Annotated in this window: 21 protein-coding genes; 7 read left to right on the top strand and 14 right to left on the bottom strand. The window is 34.8% G+C overall.

What is annotated here, in order from left to right:
* Window positions 1-52: 52 nt before the first annotated feature.
* The 7 genes from V8G56_RS03150 to V8G56_RS03120 all read left to right on the top strand — a co-directional run bounded on the left by V8G56_RS03150 (window position 53) and on the right by V8G56_RS03120 (window position 6,182).
* Window positions 53-1,120, top strand: coding sequence for a lactonase family protein (locus V8G56_RS03150; RefSeq protein ID WP_395437004.1), 1,068 nt, complete (start codon window positions 53-55; stop codon window positions 1,118-1,120).
* Window positions 1,121-1,239: 119 nt separating this feature from the next.
* A complete protein-coding gene (locus V8G56_RS03145) occupies window positions 1,240-1,839 on the top strand; it encodes a 30S ribosomal protein S16 (protein ID WP_395437003.1) in 600 nt (199 codons plus the stop codon).
* Window positions 1,840-1,902: 63 nt separating this feature from the next.
* Window positions 1,903-2,430 carry a ribosome maturation factor RimM gene (gene rimM / locus V8G56_RS03140; RefSeq protein ID WP_395437002.1) on the top strand — a complete coding sequence of 176 codons (528 nt, stop codon included), beginning with the start codon at window positions 1,903-1,905 and terminating at the stop codon, window positions 2,428-2,430.
* A 59-nt stretch (window positions 2,431-2,489) separates the two neighbouring features.
* Window positions 2,490-3,149, top strand: a complete 660-nt coding sequence (locus V8G56_RS03135) for a tRNA1(Val) (adenine(37)-N6)-methyltransferase (protein WP_395437001.1) — start codon at window positions 2,490-2,492, stop codon at window positions 3,147-3,149.
* A 59-nt stretch (window positions 3,150-3,208) separates the two neighbouring features.
* Entirely contained in the window at window positions 3,209-4,387 is a 1,179-nt protein-coding gene (locus tag V8G56_RS03130) for an acyl-CoA dehydrogenase family protein (RefSeq protein ID WP_395437000.1), read from the top strand.
* Between the two features lie 79 nt (window positions 4,388-4,466).
* Window positions 4,467-5,255 (top strand): SGNH/GDSL hydrolase family protein, encoded by a 789-nt coding sequence (locus tag V8G56_RS03125; RefSeq protein ID WP_395436999.1) that lies wholly within the window; start codon window positions 4,467-4,469, stop codon window positions 5,253-5,255.
* Window positions 5,256-5,282: 27 nt separating this feature from the next.
* Window positions 5,283-6,182, top strand: a complete 900-nt coding sequence (locus V8G56_RS03120; protein ID WP_395436998.1) for a metallophosphoesterase — start codon at window positions 5,283-5,285, stop codon at window positions 6,180-6,182.
* Here the strand turns inward: V8G56_RS03120 and V8G56_RS03115 are convergent.
* The 14 genes from V8G56_RS03115 to V8G56_RS03050 all read right to left on the bottom strand — a co-directional run bounded on the left by V8G56_RS03115 (window position 6,179) and on the right by V8G56_RS03050 (window position 17,969).
* The gene (locus tag V8G56_RS03115; RefSeq protein ID WP_331629707.1) at window positions 6,179-6,508 is read right to left on the bottom strand and encodes a 2Fe-2S iron-sulfur cluster-binding family protein; all 330 of its coding nucleotides are present in this window, start codon (window positions 6,506-6,508) and stop codon (window positions 6,179-6,181) included. The genes V8G56_RS03120 and V8G56_RS03115 overlap by 4 nt on opposite strands.
* Window positions 6,509-6,731: 223 nt before the next feature.
* On the bottom strand, window positions 6,732-7,061 hold the full coding sequence (locus V8G56_RS03110; RefSeq protein ID WP_395436997.1) for a hypothetical protein: 330 nt from the start codon (window positions 7,059-7,061) through the stop codon (window positions 6,732-6,734).
* A gap of 6 nt (window positions 7,062-7,067) precedes the next feature.
* Complete coding sequence (locus V8G56_RS03105; protein WP_395436996.1) at window positions 7,068-8,495, bottom strand: NADH-quinone oxidoreductase subunit N; 1,428 nt, start codon at window positions 8,493-8,495, stop codon at window positions 7,068-7,070.
* Between the two features lie 19 nt (window positions 8,496-8,514).
* A complete protein-coding gene (locus V8G56_RS03100; RefSeq protein ID WP_395436995.1) occupies window positions 8,515-10,005 on the bottom strand; it encodes a complex I subunit 4 family protein in 1,491 nt (496 codons plus the stop codon).
* A gap of 6 nt (window positions 10,006-10,011) precedes the next feature.
* Entirely contained in the window at window positions 10,012-11,931 is a 1,920-nt protein-coding gene (nuoL, locus tag V8G56_RS03095; RefSeq protein WP_395436994.1) for an NADH-quinone oxidoreductase subunit L, read from the bottom strand.
* Between the two features lie 11 nt (window positions 11,932-11,942).
* Window positions 11,943-12,260 (bottom strand): NADH-quinone oxidoreductase subunit NuoK, encoded by a 318-nt coding sequence (nuoK, locus tag V8G56_RS03090; RefSeq protein WP_395436993.1) that lies wholly within the window; start codon window positions 12,258-12,260, stop codon window positions 11,943-11,945.
* Complete coding sequence (locus tag V8G56_RS03085) at window positions 12,257-12,781, bottom strand: NADH-quinone oxidoreductase subunit J family protein (RefSeq protein ID WP_395436992.1); 525 nt, start codon at window positions 12,779-12,781, stop codon at window positions 12,257-12,259. Before V8G56_RS03085 ends, nuoK begins: the two co-directional genes overlap by 4 nt.
* Before the next feature lie 4 nt (window positions 12,782-12,785).
* Window positions 12,786-13,262, bottom strand: coding sequence for a 4Fe-4S binding protein (locus tag V8G56_RS03080; protein ID WP_395436991.1), 477 nt, complete (start codon window positions 13,260-13,262; stop codon window positions 12,786-12,788).
* A 4-nt stretch (window positions 13,263-13,266) separates the two neighbouring features.
* Complete coding sequence (gene nuoH / locus V8G56_RS03075) at window positions 13,267-14,331, bottom strand: NADH-quinone oxidoreductase subunit NuoH (protein ID WP_395436990.1); 1,065 nt, start codon at window positions 14,329-14,331, stop codon at window positions 13,267-13,269.
* A 10-nt stretch (window positions 14,332-14,341) separates the two neighbouring features.
* Window positions 14,342-15,463: an NADH-quinone oxidoreductase subunit D gene (locus V8G56_RS03070; protein WP_395436989.1), complete on the bottom strand. Its 1,122-nt coding sequence runs from the start codon at window positions 15,461-15,463 to the stop codon at window positions 14,342-14,344.
* Between the two features lie 6 nt (window positions 15,464-15,469).
* Window positions 15,470-15,931 carry an NADH-quinone oxidoreductase subunit C gene (locus tag V8G56_RS03065; protein ID WP_395436988.1) on the bottom strand — a complete coding sequence of 154 codons (462 nt, stop codon included), beginning with the start codon at window positions 15,929-15,931 and terminating at the stop codon, window positions 15,470-15,472.
* A 10-nt stretch (window positions 15,932-15,941) separates the two neighbouring features.
* Complete coding sequence (locus V8G56_RS03060; RefSeq protein ID WP_449528516.1) at window positions 15,942-16,556, bottom strand: NADH-quinone oxidoreductase subunit B; 615 nt, start codon at window positions 16,554-16,556, stop codon at window positions 15,942-15,944.
* A complete protein-coding gene (locus tag V8G56_RS03055; protein WP_331630713.1) occupies window positions 16,526-16,876 on the bottom strand; it encodes an NADH-quinone oxidoreductase subunit A in 351 nt (116 codons plus the stop codon). The genes V8G56_RS03060 and V8G56_RS03055 overlap by 31 nt, the downstream gene beginning before the upstream one ends.
* A 79-nt stretch (window positions 16,877-16,955) precedes the next feature.
* Window positions 16,956-17,969, bottom strand: a complete 1,014-nt coding sequence (locus V8G56_RS03050; protein ID WP_395436987.1) for a 2-oxoacid:ferredoxin oxidoreductase subunit beta — start codon at window positions 17,967-17,969, stop codon at window positions 16,956-16,958.
* Between the last annotated feature and the right edge of the window lie 2 nt (window positions 17,970-17,971).

Genomic DNA, 17,971 nt, shown 5'->3' with positions numbered 1-17,971 from the left:
GTCAAAAAATAGTTTAAAATATCATACTTTTAATGAGTTAATCATTTACGTTATGAATTTTAAACTATTTTTTTTATGTCTTATGGTGAGTCTTATAGATTGTAATGCCCAGAGCATACCGTTATATACTGGAACCTATACTGATGGTGATAGTCAGGGCATATATCAGGCTACATTTAATACTGAAACCGGTAAATTGGGTCATTTTAAATTAGCCGCTAAAACTCAAAACCCTTCTTATATTGCCTATTCACCAAACAAAAAGTTTATTTATGCCGTGGGAGAAGGTGGCGAAGGAACTGTTTCTTCTTTTAAAGTAAAAGAAAATGGAACTCTTGAATTTTTAAATACCGTATCAAGTAATGGCGGCGCACCTTGCCATATATCAATAAATCCTGCAGGAGATAAAGCTGTTGTGTCTAATTATGTTGGTGGGAATGTCTCTCTTTACGAAATTAAAGATGACGGAACTTTAAATCCTGCCTATCAGGTCTTTGAATATAACACAACAAAAAAAACATCTCATGCCCATTCGGCTCAGTTTTTTAAATCTAATTTGTTTGTTTCAGATTTAGGAATGGATGCTTTATATATATACATATTAAATAATGACGGTAAAACTTATGATTTAGTATCATCGTCTTCTGTTTCAATTCAAGAAAAAGCTGGTCCTAGACATTTTGTGATAACCAAAGATGGTAATTTTATTTATAATATTAATGAATATGCCAGTACCATAACCGCCTCAAAAAAAGAGATCAATGGTTTTTTACTTATTGACCATTACTCAACCTTAGCAAAAGATTATAAAGGGGCCAATTCATGTGCAGACATTCATTTATCAAAAAACGAAAACTATTTATACGGCTCAAACAGAGGAGAAAATACCATTGTAGTATTTAAAAGAAACACTTTAGATGGTACATTAACCCAAATTCAAAATATTGATGTTGAAGGTGAATGGCCAAGAAATTTTACAATAGATCCTTCTGGTAAATTTCTTTTGGTGGCCAATCAAAAAAGCAATAACATCTCTGTCTTTAAGATCAACTCAGAAAATGGAACCCTTTCTTATTTAAGCAGTGTAAAAACACCCTCTCCAGTCTGTCTTATGTTTTAAAAATAAATTCAAAATAAGCTGTTAATTCATTTACAAATAAAATATTGTAAATAAAAAAAATATAGTATCTTTGCGCTCTTATTAATAACCGAGGTCGAGAACCTCATTAATTAATCATTATGCCAGTAAAAATTAGATTACAAAGACACGGTAAAAAAGGGAAACCTTTCTATTGGATTGTTGCAGCTGATGCACGTTCAAAAAGAGATGGTAAATACTTAGAAAAATTAGGTATTTATAATCCAAACACAAACCCAGCAACTATTGAATTAAACGTTGATGGTGCAGTTACATGGTTACAAAACGGTGCACAACCAACTGACACTGCAAAAGCAATTTTATCTTATAAAGGAGCCTTATTAAAAAACCATCTAGCTGGTGGTGTTAGAAAAGGTGCTTTAACTGAAGAACAAGCTGAAACAAAATTCAATGCTTGGTTGGATGAAAAAGGTTCAAGAGTTGTCTCAAAAACAGATGGATTAGCAAAAGCTCAAGCTGATGCTAAAGCTAAAGCCTTAGAAGCTGAAAAAGCTGTAAATGAAGCAAGAACTGCTGCGGCAGCTGTTGTTGAAGAAACAGTGGAGGAAGTTGAAGTTGCTGTTGAAACGGCTGAAGAAGTTGTTGAAACTGAAACTGCTGCTGAAATTGTTGAGGACGTTGTTGAAGAACCTGCAGAACCTGCAGTTGAAGAAACTCCTGAAACTAAAAAAGAAGAATAAAAATAATATTTTTTATACTTTTAAACTCCGATAGCTCTATCGGAGTTTTTTATTTCTAAGATCATGAAAATTGAAGATTGCTTTTATTTAGGAAAAATAGTGAGAAAGTACAGTTTCCATGGAGAACTACTCATTAAACTAGATACGGACCAGCCCGAACTCTATGAAAATTTAGAAGCTGTGTTTATTGATTATAAAAACACGTTTATACCCTTTTTTATTGAAAGCTCTCAATTACATAAATCTGATTTGTTACGTGTCCAATTTGAAGATGTCCATACCGAAGCTGAAGCAGACAGTTTATTAAAAAGTGATGTTTATTTACCACTAGAATTTTTACCTAAACTGGAAGGAAATAAGTTTTATTTTCATGAGGTTATTGGTTTTAGCATTGAAGATGTCAATTTTGGAAAAGTTGGAATTATAAAAGGCATTAATGATTCAACTGCCCAAGCCTTATTTGAAATAGATAAAGATGGTAAAGAAATTTTGATTCCTGTGAATGACCAATTTATTGTAAAAGTAGACAGAACAAAAAAAACCGTCATTGTAGACACTCCAGAAGGATTGATTGATTTATACCTAAGTTAATCGTGTCTCAAAAGCCCTTTGTTTTCAAAGAATTTAGTGTAAACCAAGACCGCTGCGCCATGAAAATTGGAACGGATGCCGTATTATTAGGCGCATGGACTTCTTTACAAAATAAGCCCTCTTCTATTTTAGATATTGGTGCCGGAACCGGTGTTTTAGCTTTAATATTAGCTCAACGCAGTAAGGCAGAACTCATTGATGCCATCGAAATTGATGATGACGCCTATGAGCAATGTGTTGAGAATTTTGAAAATGCACCTTGGAGCGATCGATTATTTTGCTACCATGCCTCTCTGGATGAGTTTTCAGATGAAATAGAAGAGACATATGACCTCATTATTTCAAATCCACCATTCTATTCAGAGAATTATAAAACATCCAGTAATCAACGCGATACAGCCAGGTTTTCTGAAGCTTTACCTTTTGATCAGCTACTTAAAAGTGTTTCAAAATTACTTTCAGAAAACGGGTCATTTTCTGTTATCATTCCATTTAAAGAAGAACAATCTTTCATTGTATTAGCTTCAAATTTCAATTTGTTTCCGAGCAAAATTTGTCATGTTAAAGGCCATCCGAATTCAGAAATAAAGCGAAGTCTTTTAGAGTTTTCATTTAGCGAAAGCAATGTTCAAATTGAGGACCTTATTATTGAAACAGAAAGGCATCAATACACACAAAAATACATGAATCTTACCAAAGATTTTTATTTGAAAATGTAACTAATTATTGGTACTCGCAAACGTTTTAGTTACTTTTGTTCTTCAATTAAAACAACCTTATGAAACCAGATTTATTTCAAGCGCCAGATTATTATAATCTTGATGATCTTTTAACTGAAGAACATAAATTAGTTCGTGATGCAGCCAGAGAATGGGTGAAACGTGAAGTATCACCAATTATTGAAGATTATGCGCAAAAAGCAGAATTTCCAAAACAGATTGTAAATGGATTAGCAGAAATTGGTGCTTTTGGCCCTTATATTCCAGTGGAGTATGGTGGTGCTGGTTTAGACCAGATTTCTTATGGATTAATCATGCAAGAAATAGAACGTGGTGATTCGGGTGTAAGAAGCACAGCTTCTGTACAATCTTCACTGGTAATGTATCCTATCTGGAAATATGGAAATGAAGCTCAACGTCAAAAATACTTACCAAAATTGGCAAGTGGTGAATGGATGGGTTGTTTTGGATTAACCGAACCCGACCATGGCAGCAACCCAGCAGGAATGGTAACCAATTTTAAGGATATGGGAGACCATTATTTATTAAACGGTGCCAAAATGTGGATTTCAAATGCGCCGTTTGCTCAAGTAGCTATTGTTTGGGCTAAAGACGAGAGCGGGCGTATTCATGGATTAATTGTTGAACGTGGTATGCCAGGCTTTACAACTCCTGAAACTCACAACAAATGGTCACTTCGCGCCAGTGCCACCGGTGAACTGATATTTGATAATGTCAAAGTTCCTAAAGAAAATTTATTGCCCAACAAATCAGGCTTAGGCGCTCCTCTTGGCTGCTTAGATTCTGCCAGATATGGTATTGCCTGGGGTGCCATTGGTGCCGCTATGGATTGCTATGATACGGCTTTACGTTATAGTAAAGAACGTATGCAGTTTGGAAAACCTATTGGTCAGTTTCAATTACAACAAAAAAAATTAGCTGAAATGATTACAGAAATCACCAAAGCACAATTATTAACCTGGCGTTTAGGTGTTTTGCGTAATGAAGGCAGAGCCACATCAGCACAAATATCTATGGCAAAACGAAATAATGTGGATATGGCTATTCACATTGCTCGTGAAGCCAGACAAATGTTAGGCGGTATGGGAATTACCGGTGAATACAGCATCATGCGCCATTCTATGAACCTGGAAAGCGTGATTACTTATGAAGGCACTCACGATATTCATTTATTAATTACAGGTTTAGATATTACAGGTTTAAATGCCTTCAAATAAATAACTTAATAGAAAAAATTGATACAAATGCTTCTCTGTTTTGAGAGGCATTTTTTATTTTTAAATAAAAATACTGAAATTGAAAAAAATCATTTACTTAAAACTCTTTACGCTTAGCATTGTAACCTTGTTTTTAGCTTGTTCTACAAGCGATGATTCCTATCAAAATACTTCAACTCCTATTAATGAATCATTAAACAACAATGGTTCTAATAACGATTCCAATAGCGGATCTAGTGACAACAATCCCAACACGAATAATCAAAATTTGAAACTTTTATCACTTGGTGATAGTTATACCATTGGGCAGAGTGTTTGTGAAACCTGCAGGTTTCCAGAACAATTAAAAGATAAATTAACAACTCAATTTAGTTCTGACATTAATTTTGAATTAAAAATTATAGCCAGAACTGGCTGGACGACTTCAAATCTCATCAACGCCATCAAAACTGAAAATTTGCCTTACAACTATGACTTAGTAACCCTTCTAATTGGCGTTAACAATCAGTACCAGGGGCAAGCCTTTTCTTTATACGAGACAGAATTTCCTCAGCTTGTAAACACCGCCATATTATTGGCTAAAGGAGATAAAACCAATGTCATTGTTGTATCAATTCCTGATTATGCATTTACCCCTTATGGGAATGGTAATGAATACATATCAAAAGACATAGACAAATACAACGAGTTTGCCCAAGCGTATTGCACCAATAATCACATAAGCTTTGTTAATATCACAGATATTACAAGACAAGGATTAGAAAACCCAAAATTAGTAGCTTCAGATGGACTTCACCCTTCAAGCTTGGCTTATTCATTTTTTGTTGAAAGAATTCTTCCTATAGCCGTTGATAAATTAAAATATTAGAATTGCTTTTTTTGTTACATTTACTTTATGCTTACATCAAAAAAACGACTAGATAAGGCTTATAAAACGGCTAAAGTTATTGAGTTTAATAACCGCTCAAAATTCATTTTATTTAGTGATTGTCACAGAGGTGATAATAGTTTTGCCGATGATTTTGCAAACAACCGAAACATCTATTTCCACGCCTTAAAACATTATTATAATAATGGGTTTATCTATTGTGAAGTGGGTGATGGTGATGAACTCTGGGAAAATCTTTTTTTCAAATCTATCTTTGAGGCTCATAAAAATGTCTATCTGTTAATGAAACAATTCTACACTGAAAACAGATTGCATTTAATTTGGGGCAATCATGATATGGTTTACAAGAACCCTAATTACGTAAAAAAGAATTTATCAACCTATTTTGATGAAAAAACGGGTGAAAATGTAGAATTATTTAACGGTATCACCTACAACGAAGGCATCATTTTAAAAAATACAGAAACAAATCAGGAATTATTTTTAACTCATGGTCATCAGGCAGACTGGTGGAATTATTTGTTCTGGAAATGGAGCCGGTTTATGGTAAGGGTTCTTTGGAAACCCTTAAATGTTATGGGCATTGCAGACCCAACAAGTCCCGCAAAAAACTACAAAGAGCTCATTAAAGTAGAACGCAGAACCAAAAAATGGATTGCAGACAACAACAATATAATTACTATTATTGGTCATACGCACAGACCCCGTTTTCCTGAGCCAGGTGATATTGCTTTTTTTAATGATGGCAGTTGTGTGCATCCCAGAAGTATCACAGGTATTGAAATTGAAAATGGAGAAATCGCATTGATCAAATGGCAAATTTCAACAAAAGAAGATGGTACTCTTCAAATTATAAGAGACCTTCTTGAAGGACCACGAAAACTAATTGATTATAAAATAGATTAACTCTCTGGCGCTAACTCCACTTCCAAGCCATGAATATTTGGTGTAATAGGAATTTGACAACCCAACCTGCTATTTTGCTTTACATAAAATGCCTCTGAAAGCATGGCGTCTTCTTCATCCTGCATTATTGGTAATTCAGTATTACTCAGAATATAACATTGACACGAAGCACACATAGCCATACCACCGCAAACACCAATAGTTCCTTCAGGAGCCAATTCATAAGATCGTACTACTTCCATAAGGTTCATGGCCATATCAGTTGGTGCCAACACCTGATGTTGAGTGCCATTTCTGTCCGTTATTTTTATAGTAATATCTTTCATTAAACGCCGTTATTCAAGGTTATGTTCATTTCTAGATTTATCATTTCTTAGAAACAATAAGAAACAGCGGCAAAAATAATATTAAATCGCTAACAACAATATATAATCCTATAAAATTAATAGGAAATAAAAATATTAATTAATACGAAAAAATAAATGAGATGGTATTCTCTCTCTTAATCAGAGGAAATAATAATTGAACACTGCAAAAGAATTAAGGACTCTACTTTTTGCCGTTATTCCAATAATGTGGATTGGTGTCTTCGGAACGTTGTTCCCAATAAGCCTGATTTACCTTATGACCATCAAAAGTTTTCAATTTTCTCTCATACACCCAAATGGTAGGATTAAAAACCATATCTGTTACAGCCACGGTGTATAGTTGAGGGTCTTCTTCTGCCTTCTTTTTATCTTCCTGAATAATAACCTCAAAACCATTATGCTCAAGCAGTCTTTTTAAAAAGTCTCTGCGTTCTTCAGAAACGCCTTTTTCAACAAACGTAACTCTTGTTTCCTCAATACTTCCAAACATATGACTTCCTGATAATGGCATAACGTCTTAATTTAAATTTTTACTTAATTCAAAAATATAATCATATAAAGGGCTGTAAAGACCTATAACTAAAATCCCAACAACCGTTACCAAAAGGCCTAATCTCATGTATAATTTATTTTTAAAATATGGAATGGCCTGATCACTGGTTCTTAAAAACATTGCTCTTACAACCAACAAGTAATAATATAATGAAATAGTCACATTAACAACAGCTAAAAACACCAAAAGATAATACCCTTCACTTGCAGCCGCTGTAAATAAGAAAAACTTGCCAAAAAATCCAGCTACCGGAGGAATTCCGGCCAGTGAAAACAGCGCCAACATCATGACTAAACTTAAGTTAGGGTTGGTTCTGTATAAACCTTCATAATCATTCATATTTTCTTTACCCGTTTTTAAAGAAATGGCTTGAACCACACCAAAAGCGGCTAAATTTGAAAAGATATAAATCATTACAAAGTAAACAATAGTAGCTGTTCCTAATTGGTTTCCTGTCATTAATCCTAGTAGGATAAATCCAGCCTGAGCTATTGATGAGAATGCCAAAAAACGTTTCATGTTTTGTTGTCTCAGTGCAAATAAATTACCCGTAAACATGGTTGCTAAAGCGACCACATAAATGATATTCTCCCAAACGTGCATTAAGGTTTTAAAAACGGTAAAAAATAAAATCATAAGTATAAAAACCGCAGCCCCTTTTGAAATAACAGATAAATAGGATGCCACACTAATAGGCGCTCCTTCATAAACATCAGCCGTCCAGAAATGAAATGGCACTAATGATATTTTGAAAGCCAATCCAGCAAAGAACAAGACAAATCCCAATATGGTTAAGTTTGAGGATGAAATCACTGTGATAATATCATCAAAATAAATAGATCCAGATGTAGCATATAACATAGAGATCCCAAACAAGGAAACTCCTGAAGCTAATCCAGCAGACAAAATAAATTTAATTCCTGCTTCACTTGAAATTCTCTTAGTCACTTCAAAAGCAGCCAAAGCAGCCACGGGTAATGTTGAAAGCTCCAATCCTAAATAAAACATTAAGAAATCGCCTGCAGAAATTATAAAATACATTCCTAATAAAGAAGAAAATAAAAGGATAAAAAACTCTGTTCCTTTATGCTCATCTACCACCTTTTCCTGCAACCAGTCTGCTGACTGGAGCAATAAAATAAAAACACCCACATTAAGAACATTCTTAAAGAAATGAATCAAATTATTGGTATGAAACATGCCTCCAAACAGACTACTTGTTTCTATAGTAAAAAACCCTACTATGGTATGAATTCCAAATAAGAAAATAGCCAAATGAACAATACTTTGTTTTTTGGATTGTGAAATTGAAATTTCAGCAACTACTAACAACAATATAATTGTTAGAAGTAAAATCTCTTGCCGCATCAATAAAAAGCTACTAAAATTCATTTAGTCAGTTATTTAAATATTATAATACTCCTTGAATGAAAGGTTCTAAACTTTTCATAATCATATCACTTAACCAGAAAGGAGCTACCCCTATCCCAATTACAGGTAACATTAATAATAAGATCCCTGTCTTTTCATACCAGGTTGCCCTTGGTAAATCTGTAACCCCATTTGTTTCTAATGGTCCCATCATTATTTTTCCAACCAATCTTAAAATATACACTGAAGTCACAACAATAGAAGATACTACCAAAATAGTCAGCACTCTATTGAAGGTATCTGCATTCTGTTGAAATGCCCCAACAAAAATGTTCATTTCCGCTACAAATCCACTAAAACCAGGTAATCCTAAATAAGCTAAACCTGTGATGACATAAATAGCCCCAATAAAGGGTAATATTTTCATCATTCCACCAAGTTTAGTGATATCTCTGGTATGTGTTCTGCCGTAAATCATGCCTATAAGAGCAAAAAACAAGGCTGTTAACAACCCATGTGATAAAGATTGAATGATGGCTCCGTTCCATGCTATTTTATTAAGAGTCAAAAGCGCAAATAAAACCAATCCTAAGTGACTCACAGAAGCATAGGCATTAATATATTTTAAATCGGTTTGCCTAATAGCAGAGAAGGCGCCATAAACCACACCAATAGCTGCTAAAATAATAAAGAACCAGGACCAATGTAAAGCCCCAGCAGGCAATAAAAACATAGCCACTCTAAACACGCCATAACCTCCTAATTTCATTAAAACTCCTGCGTGTAACATAGACACCGCAGTTGGCGCCGAAGCATGACCGTCTGGTGACCAGGTATGAAATGGAAATAAAGCACTTATTACCGCAAATCCTATAAACACGAATGGGAAAAATAATTTTTGAGCTGCCAATGGAATATGAACCTGAGCAATATCTAATATATTAAAAGTTAAAGCGCCGCCATCTGCATTAGAATTGAAGTAGATCCCTAAAATTCCAACTAATAAAACAGCAGAAGCGCCCATTAACATCAGTGTTAATTTCATCGCTGAATATTCTCTTGGACCGGAACCCCAAATACCAATCAATAAATACATTGGTATAACAGCTATTTCAAAGAAAACAAATAATGTAAATAAATCTATTGATATGAATACGCCATAAACTCCGAGTGAAAGGACAATGAGGGATATGAAAAATTCCTTAGGTAATTCGCTTGTTTTCCAAGAAATAAAAACGCCAGCCAAAACCACAATGGCCGTTAATAATATTAAGGCCACTGAAATGCCGTCAACGCCTATATTATAATGAATATTAAAACTTTTAAACCACACAAGGTCTTTGGTAAACACCATGATATCTGTATTGACGGCTCGTTCTTTAAAATAGGCAAACATTAAATTGATAGCCATTCCCAGTTGAATGATGCTCCCTATCATAGAAACAAGGCGCGACCGTTCCAGACCTTTTGAAAAAACTAAGGCTATAATGGTTATTATAGGTACGATTATAAAAAGAGTTAGAATATCCATATTAATTTAGTTTGTCCATAAATAAATAAACACTAATGCGATGATGACTGCTCCCATGACAAATGAAAAGGCATAATCTTGGAATTTACCAGATTGCAGACCTTTAATTTTACCCGACAATAAGACTGTTTTATTTCCGATGCCTTCCATGGTGCCATCGACATATTTTTTATCAAATTTTGCAATTGGTGCCGATATAAGGTTGAAAATAATTTTCTTTGTGATGAATAAATAAATCTCATCAAAGTAAAATTTATCACTTGCCCATTTATAAAAAGGGCCAAAGGCTAAGGCAAATCTATCAGATAAACTATTTTCATTTTTATAAAACATCCAAGCAAGCACAATTCCTGTTAAACCAACGCCTGTTGCAATAGCTGCGAGTGGGTAATTTAAATGTGCTTCAAACCCAGCTTTATCTGGTGATATGAATTCACTAAAAGGAATAAACCCTCCTACAATACTTAAGAGCGCCAAAACTATTAAAGGAATGGTCATTGACAATGGCGATTCATGAGGTGTATGTTCATAGGTTTTATCTTTACCCCAGAATATGCCAAAGTAAATTCTAAACATATAAAAAGCTGTTAATCCAGCCACAAATACCCCGATATAATAAATAAGTTTGTTATGTTCAAAAGCAGCTACTAAGATTTCATCCTTACTCCAGAATCCAGCAAACGGCGGCACACCCGCAATAGCTAGAGCTGCAATTAAAAAAGTGATATTGGTTATAGGCATATATTTGCGCAAACCGCCCATATCTTTCAAATAATTACTATGCACAGCATGTATTACAGATCCGGCACCTAAAAACAACAAGGCTTTAAACATGGCATGCGTGAACAAATGGAACATGGAAGCCATATAACCAACGCCTTCATGACCATCATAGCCAGAAACGCCTAAGGCCAGCATCATATAACCCAGTTGAGACATGGTTGAAAAGGCTAATACGCGTTTGATATCTGTTTGAGTAATGGCAATAATGGCTGCAAAAAGCGCCGAAAAAGCACCGACATAGGCCACAATATTTAAGGCAAACCCATTTTCAACAAAATAGAACATTGGAAATAATCGGGCTACTAAAAAAACACCAGCTACAACCATGGTTGCAGCATGTATTAATGCTGAAACAGGTGTTGGTCCTTCCATAGCATCTGGTAACCAAATATGCAATGGAAACATGGCCGATTTACCTGCACCACCCATAAATATTAATATTAATGCCCAGGTGATGACTGAAAGCCCCATAAACGATGTCGAAGCCCAGTTTAAAATAACACTGCCTTCAGGGTTATTTAAAGTTTCAAAATCGTAGGTTCCTGCAAAATAGCCCATGATTAAAATACCTATAAGGAATCCTAAATCAGCAAAACGAGTCACAATAAAGGCCTTTTTCGCAGCTGAAACTGCAGAAGGTTTCGTGTAATAATATCCAATCAATAAAAAGGAAGACACCCCTACCAATTCCCAAAAAATATAAATCTGAAATAAATTAGTTGCTAATACCAAACCATACATTGAAAACGTAAACAGCGAAAGAAATGAGAAAAACCTTGTATAGCCATCATCTCCTTTCATATACCCTCTGCTATAAATATGTACCATTAAGGAGACTATAGAAACAATAACAAGCATCATAACAGATATAGGATCAATAAGAATACCCATATCAATATGCAGAGTATCCGTAAAGTTCATCCAAACTGATTTATTGACAAAAGTCTGGTAGACACCATCCACTTTCCCATCTACCAAAAAATACTGGTAGGCGGTATAAAATGAAAGTGCTGCAGAAACAGACAATCCAAGAACACCTATATATCCGGAGATTGCTGGTTTGATTTTTTGACTATTAAGCCCTAGCAATAAAAATACTGCTAAAGGAACTAAGGGAATTAATACAATGTAACTAATATTCATAATTCGAAATATTAATATTTCATGACTTCAGTGTCTTTAACCTCAACAGAGCTTATTTGCCTGTAAAGATTAATAATAATGGAAACTGCCAGGGCTGTTTCTGCCGCAGCAACTGCTATAATAAAAATTGAAAAAACAACGCCTTGCAGCATATCTGGATATAAATACTTATTGACTACCACAAAATTTATCACAGAGGCATTCAATATTAATTCAATAGAAATCAATACCGAAATCAAATTTTTTCTAGTAATAAAACCGTAAATCCCAATAAAAAACAAAATGGATGTTACTGTTAAAATCTCGTATATACTAATACCTGCTATCATAGGGCTTCTTCGTTTTTATCAGTTAGTTTTCTACCTTTTGCTATAACTATAGCTCCAATCATGGCGGCTAATAACAAGACACTCACTATTTCAAATGGTAAAATAAATCCTCCTGCATCATAGCTTAACAGTTTTGACCCTATATCAGCTGTAGAAGTGGTAAGACTATTTTCAACAACATTAAAGTCATTGTTATAAATAGTATATAAGAAAACGCCTAAACCTAATAAGCACAATAAGCCAGTAAGTACTTTTCTAAATGGGTTTGCCATTTCGAGTTCCATTTCAATGTGATGTACAAGAAGCACTGAAAATATAATCAATACTATAATACCTCCTGCATAAACAGTCAGTTGAATAGCTGCTAAAAAATTATAATCAATCAAGAAATAAATACCTGCTATTCCGCACAAAACAAACAACAAGTAAATAACAGAACGAAGCATTTTGCGACTGCTTACTGAAGCCACTGCAAATACTATAATTATAACCGATAAAATGTAAAATATATATTTTTCCATATCCTTAATCTTCTATACCAGCTTTAACTTTTGATCCGGGTCTGTTCAATACCTTCGTTAATTGTGTTCTGTCATAAGTTGAGTTCTCATAATTTTGAGCCCATACAATGGCATCAGTAGGACAAGCTTCAATACACAAACCACACATGGTACATAATCCTAAATGATAAATATGTTTATCAATAAACTTTTTCTTTTTGCCTGTTGCTTCATCAATACCTCTATCCCAGATTATTTCTATACTTCCATTAGGGCAGGCTAACTCACATTTTTGACAACCGGTACATTGGTGTTCATTATTTTCGTCGTGTGGCATGACTACCTCTCCCCGAAAACGTTCAAACATTTTTAAAGTGTCACGGTTATCAGGATACTGTTGTGTAATGGCTCCTTTATGTGAGGTTAAAAAATACTTTCCGGTAACACTCATACCGGTAAGTAGTGTCTTTATTCCTTTATATATATCTGAAAAATAACTCATGTGTCTAAAATTTAATTGTTAAGTTCAACCAAACAATTATGGCCATTATCAAAATGTTAACTAAGTTGATTGGTAACAAATATTTCCATTCCAGAGTTAACAATTGATCCACTCTTAAACGTGGAAAAGTCCATCTAAACCACATCATTAAAAAGACCAGTATCAATGTTTTTCCCAAGAACCAAAAAACGCCAAGCCAAGGTAAAGATTCAGTAATTCCGAAAGGTGATAACCAAGCTCCAAAAAACACCGTTGTTGCAATAGCTGCAATAATGAACATGTTTATAAACTCCGCTAAAAAGAAATAGGCAAATTTCATTCCTGAATATTCTGTGTGGAAACCTGCTCCTAATTCAGATTCGGCCTCAACCATATCAAAAGGCGCTCGGTTGGTTTCTGCTGTTCCGGCAATCATATAAACCATAAAGGCTATAATAGCAGGCACATGTCCTTGTAAAATAAGCCAACCCTCTTTTTGTGATTCAACAATTTCTGATAATTGTAAACTCCCTGTTAATAATACCATGGTTAGTAATGACAGTCCAACAGACAATTCATAGCTTATGGTTTGAATACCACTACGCATGGCTCCGATAAGAGCAAACTTGTTGTTACTGCTCCAACCTCCAAGTAATATACCAATGACACCAACTGATGAAATAGCTATTAAAAAGAAGATACCTATATTAATATCGAAAGCCTGAAATTCCTTTGTAAAAGGGAAAACCGCTAAAGCCATTAATGATGAAACGATTACAAAATAAGGTGCTAAATTGTATAAAAATTTATCCGCTTTAATAGTTCCTGTTAACTCCTTTGAAACCAATTTTAAGGCATCAGCCATGGTTTGTAATAAGCCCCAATATCCAACTCTGTTTGGTCCAATTCGCAATTGAAACCAGGCCGCAACTTTACGTTCAAGAAGCACCAAATACAATCCTGCAACAGCAAAAATTACTAAATATATTAAGGCTACTAATACCATCGCAGCAATACTTGCAGCGCCTTCTGGCATCATACTCATGAGCCATTCTTGAATTGTTTCTGTTATATTTAAAGATATATTCATTGTGCTCATTTTATCTGTCAATATCAGGTATTACAAGGTCAAGGGTCGCCATAGAGGCCACTAAATCTCCAATTTTTCCACCAACCGCAATATGATTTAATAAGGATAAGTTTGAAAATCCTGGTGAGCGGAATTTGACACGGTATGGGTTTTTCGTCCCTGTACTAATGATATAAACTCCTAATTCTCCTCGCGCTGTTTCTACCTTTTGATAGTACTCTCCTTTTGGTAATTTGATGACGGCGTTGGTTGCTACTTGCACATCCCCTTCAGGAATGTTGTCAATTAACTGTTCTATGATTGCCATAGATTCCCACATTTCCTGAATTCTAACTTGATATCTTGCAAAGGTGTCACCTTTGGTTTTTAGAGCTTCATTAAATGTTACTTTATCATAAGCGCTATACGGATGATGTTTTCTAACATCGCAAGAATATCCTGAAGCACGTCCCACTGGTCCTGACGCTCCAAATGAAATAGCATCTTCTTTAGTTAAAATACCAACTCCCTTTGTCCTTTTTTGAAATATAACGTTACCTGTTAGTAAGGTATCATACTCCGGTAATTTTGTTTTAAAATGCTTAATGAAATCCTTAGTTCTTTGCACAAAGTTTGGATGAATATCAAACATCAATCCTCCGGGTATATTATAATTCATGGTTAATCGTGCACCACAAGTTTCTTCGAAGATATCGTTAATCAATTCCCGGTCTCTGAAACCATAAAAATAGGTGGTAAGAGCACCAACATCCATTCCCATAACGCCCCACCATAACGTGTGAGAAGCTATTCTAGTAAGCTCTCCAAGTATAGTTCTAATTACTTTTACACGGTCTGGAATTTCTAATTGAAGTGCATTTTCAACTGTTAAACAAACGGCTTCATTATTTATATGAGAAGACAAATAATCCATTCTGTCTGTAAGATGAACTATTTGCTGATAGCTATCTCGCTCACACATTTTCTCAATAGAACGATGGATATAGCCTAAATCTGGCTCCACTTTTTTAATTATTTCACCGTCTATGGTCAACAACAAACGCAACACACCATGTGTAGCAGGATGCTGAGGCCCCATATTAATGAAATATTCTTCTGATTTAAAATTGCTTTTAACTAAAGGTGTTTCCATAATCGCCTATTTAATAACCATGTTAATTTCATCTTCATAGTCCTTTCTTAACGGGAAACCTTCCCATTCTTCAGTTAAGAATAAACGTTTTAAATTAGGATGATTATTGAATTTTATTCCGAAGAAATCATAAACCTCTCTTTCATGAAATTCAGCTGTTTTCCAGATATCACATACGGTGTCTAAAGTTGGATTTTCCCTGTCAGCTGTTTTTACTTTTACAACAATAATATGTCTGTGGGTAGTTGACTCTAAATGATATACAACCCCTAGTTCTGTTTGCCAGTCTACACCACTTAAACAGAATAAATAATCAAAACTTGTCTCCTTATTAGACTTCAAGTCTGACATTAATTGATGAAGATTTTCAGGGGTAACTGTAATATTTAAAAACTGAGATTCTTCTTCAGAAAACTCTAATTCCGGAATCCAGTCATTTAGTAAATTTTGTAAGGCTTCATTAGTCATAACTTGTTATTTAAATACCTTCATCAAACCCATCAACAGGATTCTCTTTATGTTTCATGTTTTCAGTTCTAATTTTATCCTGAAGCATCAACATCCCTTGCAATAAAGCTTCTGGGCGGGGTGGACAACCTGGAACATAAACATCAACTGGAATGACGTGATCGGCACCTTTAACCACCGAATAGGAGTTATAAAAGAACGGACCTCCAGAAATAGCACATGCACCCATGGCAATCACATATTTTGGTTCTGCCATCTGATCATATAATCGTCTTAAAACAGGCGCCATTTTATTGACAATAGTTCCTGCAATAATGATTAAATCTGCCTGACGTGGTGAAGGGCGGGCCACTTCAAAACCAAACCGTGAATAATCATGTCTGGCCGCTCCCGTTTGCATCATTTCAATGGCGCAACAACTGGTACCAAAATAAAGCGACCAAAGTGAATTTGATCGTCCCCAATTGATTATTTTGTCTAATGAAGTAACAATCACGTTAGCTCCATTACCCGCGGGAATAACTTTTCCCGGGAAATCTTCAGTGAATTTGTGATCTCTATCCTGAACTTCAGAGATGTATCTTTTTTTATCTTCTACTCCCATTTCAACGCGCCTTTTTTCCATGCATAAATTAACCCTAATCCTAATATCAATAAGAATACAAATATTTCTATTAAAGCGACCGCTCCAAAATCTTTAAAAACAACAGCCCAAGGCACCAAAAAGGCCACCTCAACATCAAAGATTAAAAACAGGATGGCGAACAAATAATAGCCCACTTTAAACTGAACCCAAGTAGGTCCAATAGTGGTCATACCACTCTCATAAGGCTCTCGTTTTTGAGCGTTATCTGATTTGTGCGAAATTAAATTTGATAAGAAATTTGCTCCTGCTACTAAAACAATTCCGGCTAGTAAAAATACAATGATAGCTTCAGACCCCATTTTAAGTATTCAATATTATTAATTCAAAATTAGTAGTAAATATCTGCGTGTTTACTGATATAAGTCAGTTTTTAAGAATTTATTTTACCATATATATTTCTCCAGAAAAGAACAAATCATTGGTTTTAGTAAACTTGGAATTTTTCTTAACCTGTCTAGTTAAATCATCTTCACGCTCTTCAAGTGTTACATCATCAAAACTTCTGATAATTCCTGTTGCTACTGGGTATTGTAACCTCACTAACATTTGATGCATAGTCGGATCTTTCTCCTTGGCGTCATGCACTAAAATATCCTCTTCAGTGATGCCATTTTCTCCAATAGTCACAACTTCCAGCTTAAGCTTGTTTAAGACCAATCCTTTATCCCGGTTTTTACCAAAAATCATAGGTTTTCCGTGTTCTAAATAAATCTGCTTGTCTTCCTTTACATCTTTGTTCGTAATATTACTGTAACAGCCGTCATTGAAAATCACGCAGTTCTGTAATACTTCAATAAGCGAAGTGCCTTTAAAATTATGTGCTTGTATGAGCATTTGAGAAATATCTTTAGGAACATTTCCTCCTATTCTTCCAAAAAATCTTGCATTAGCACCTATGGCCAATTCTCCAGGATTAAACGGAGGTTGTGTATTGCCATATGGTGAGGATTTTGTTTTTTGTCCAACTATTGAGGTCGGAGAAAATTGTCCTTTAGTTAAACCATAAATCTCATTATTAAACAACACAATGTTTAGATTTATATTTCTTCTTAGCACATGAATGAAATGATTACCACCAATGGCCATAGCGTCTCCATCGCCTGTCATAACCCATACACTTAAATTTGGGTTTGCCAGTTTAACGCCAGTCGCAATAGCTGGAGCTCTACCATGTATAGAGTGCATACCATAAGTATTCATATAATATGGAAACCGAGATGAACACCCAATACCAGAAATAAATACGACCTCTTCTCTTTTAACACCCATTTCTGGAAGTGCCTTTTGCATAGAGCGTAAAATAACATAGTCATCACATCCAGGACACCATCTTACTTCCTGATCACTTTCAAAATCCTTGTAAGTATATTTTTTTTCAAGAGTTGCTTCCATAA

The sequence above is a fragment of the Gaetbulibacter aquiaggeris genome (assembly GCF_044003965.1).
GTDB classification, from domain to species: Bacteria; Bacteroidota; Bacteroidia; order Flavobacteriales; family Flavobacteriaceae; genus Yeosuana; species Yeosuana aquiaggeris.
The sequence above is the reverse complement of the archived record's forward strand: the minus strand, read 5'-3'. Positions and strand labels throughout refer to the sequence as shown.

Bases quoted from the DNA above. Each gene is read 5' to 3' on its own strand.
- nuoL (WP_395436994.1), bottom strand. From the start codon at position 11,931: ATGAATATTAGTTACATTGTATTAATTCCCTTAGTTCCTTTAGCAGTA.
- V8G56_RS03050 (WP_395436987.1), bottom strand. From the start codon at position 17,969: ATGGAAGCAACTCTTGAAAAAAAATATACTTACAAGGATTTTGAAAGT.
- V8G56_RS03070 (WP_395436989.1), bottom strand. From the start codon at position 15,463: ATGGAAACACCTTTAGTTAAAAGCAATTTTAAATCAGAAGAATATTTC.
- V8G56_RS03060 (WP_449528516.1), bottom strand. From the start codon at position 16,556: ATGGAAAAAAGGCGCGTTGAAATGGGAGTAGAAGATAAAAAAAGATAC.
- V8G56_RS03120 (WP_395436998.1), top strand. From the start codon at position 5,283: ATGCTTACATCAAAAAAACGACTAGATAAGGCTTATAAAACGGCTAAA.
- V8G56_RS03110 (WP_395436997.1), bottom strand. From the start codon at position 7,061: ATGCCATTATCAGGAAGTCATATGTTTGGAAGTATTGAGGAAACAAGA.
- V8G56_RS03065 (WP_395436988.1), bottom strand. From the start codon at position 15,931: ATGACTAATGAAGCCTTACAAAATTTACTAAATGACTGGATTCCGGAA.
- V8G56_RS03080 (WP_395436991.1), bottom strand. From the start codon at position 13,262: ATGAGTTATTTTTCAGATATATATAAAGGAATAAAGACACTACTTACC.
- V8G56_RS03115 (WP_331629707.1), bottom strand. From the start codon at position 6,508: ATGAAAGATATTACTATAAAAATAACGGACAGAAATGGCACTCAACAT.
- V8G56_RS03055 (WP_331630713.1), bottom strand. From the start codon at position 16,876: ATGGGGTCTGAAGCTATCATTGTATTTTTACTAGCCGGAATTGTTTTA.
- V8G56_RS03085 (WP_395436992.1), bottom strand. From the start codon at position 12,781: ATGGAAAAATATATATTTTACATTTTATCGGTTATAATTATAGTATTT.
- V8G56_RS03105 (WP_395436996.1), bottom strand. From the start codon at position 8,495: ATGAATTTTAGTAGCTTTTTATTGATGCGGCAAGAGATTTTACTTCTA.
- V8G56_RS03150 (WP_395437004.1), top strand. From the start codon at position 53: ATGAATTTTAAACTATTTTTTTTATGTCTTATGGTGAGTCTTATAGAT.
- V8G56_RS03145 (WP_395437003.1), top strand. From the start codon at position 1,240: ATGCCAGTAAAAATTAGATTACAAAGACACGGTAAAAAAGGGAAACCT.
- V8G56_RS03135 (WP_395437001.1), top strand. From the start codon at position 2,490: ATGAAAATTGGAACGGATGCCGTATTATTAGGCGCATGGACTTCTTTA.
- nuoK (WP_395436993.1), bottom strand. From the start codon at position 12,260: ATGATAGCAGGTATTAGTATATACGAGATTTTAACAGTAACATCCATT.
- rimM (WP_395437002.1), top strand. From the start codon at position 1,903: ATGAAAATTGAAGATTGCTTTTATTTAGGAAAAATAGTGAGAAAGTAC.
- V8G56_RS03130 (WP_395437000.1), top strand. From the start codon at position 3,209: ATGAAACCAGATTTATTTCAAGCGCCAGATTATTATAATCTTGATGAT.
- nuoH (WP_395436990.1), bottom strand. From the start codon at position 14,331: ATGAATATATCTTTAAATATAACAGAAACAATTCAAGAATGGCTCATG.
- V8G56_RS03100 (WP_395436995.1), bottom strand. From the start codon at position 10,005: ATGGATATTCTAACTCTTTTTATAATCGTACCTATAATAACCATTATA.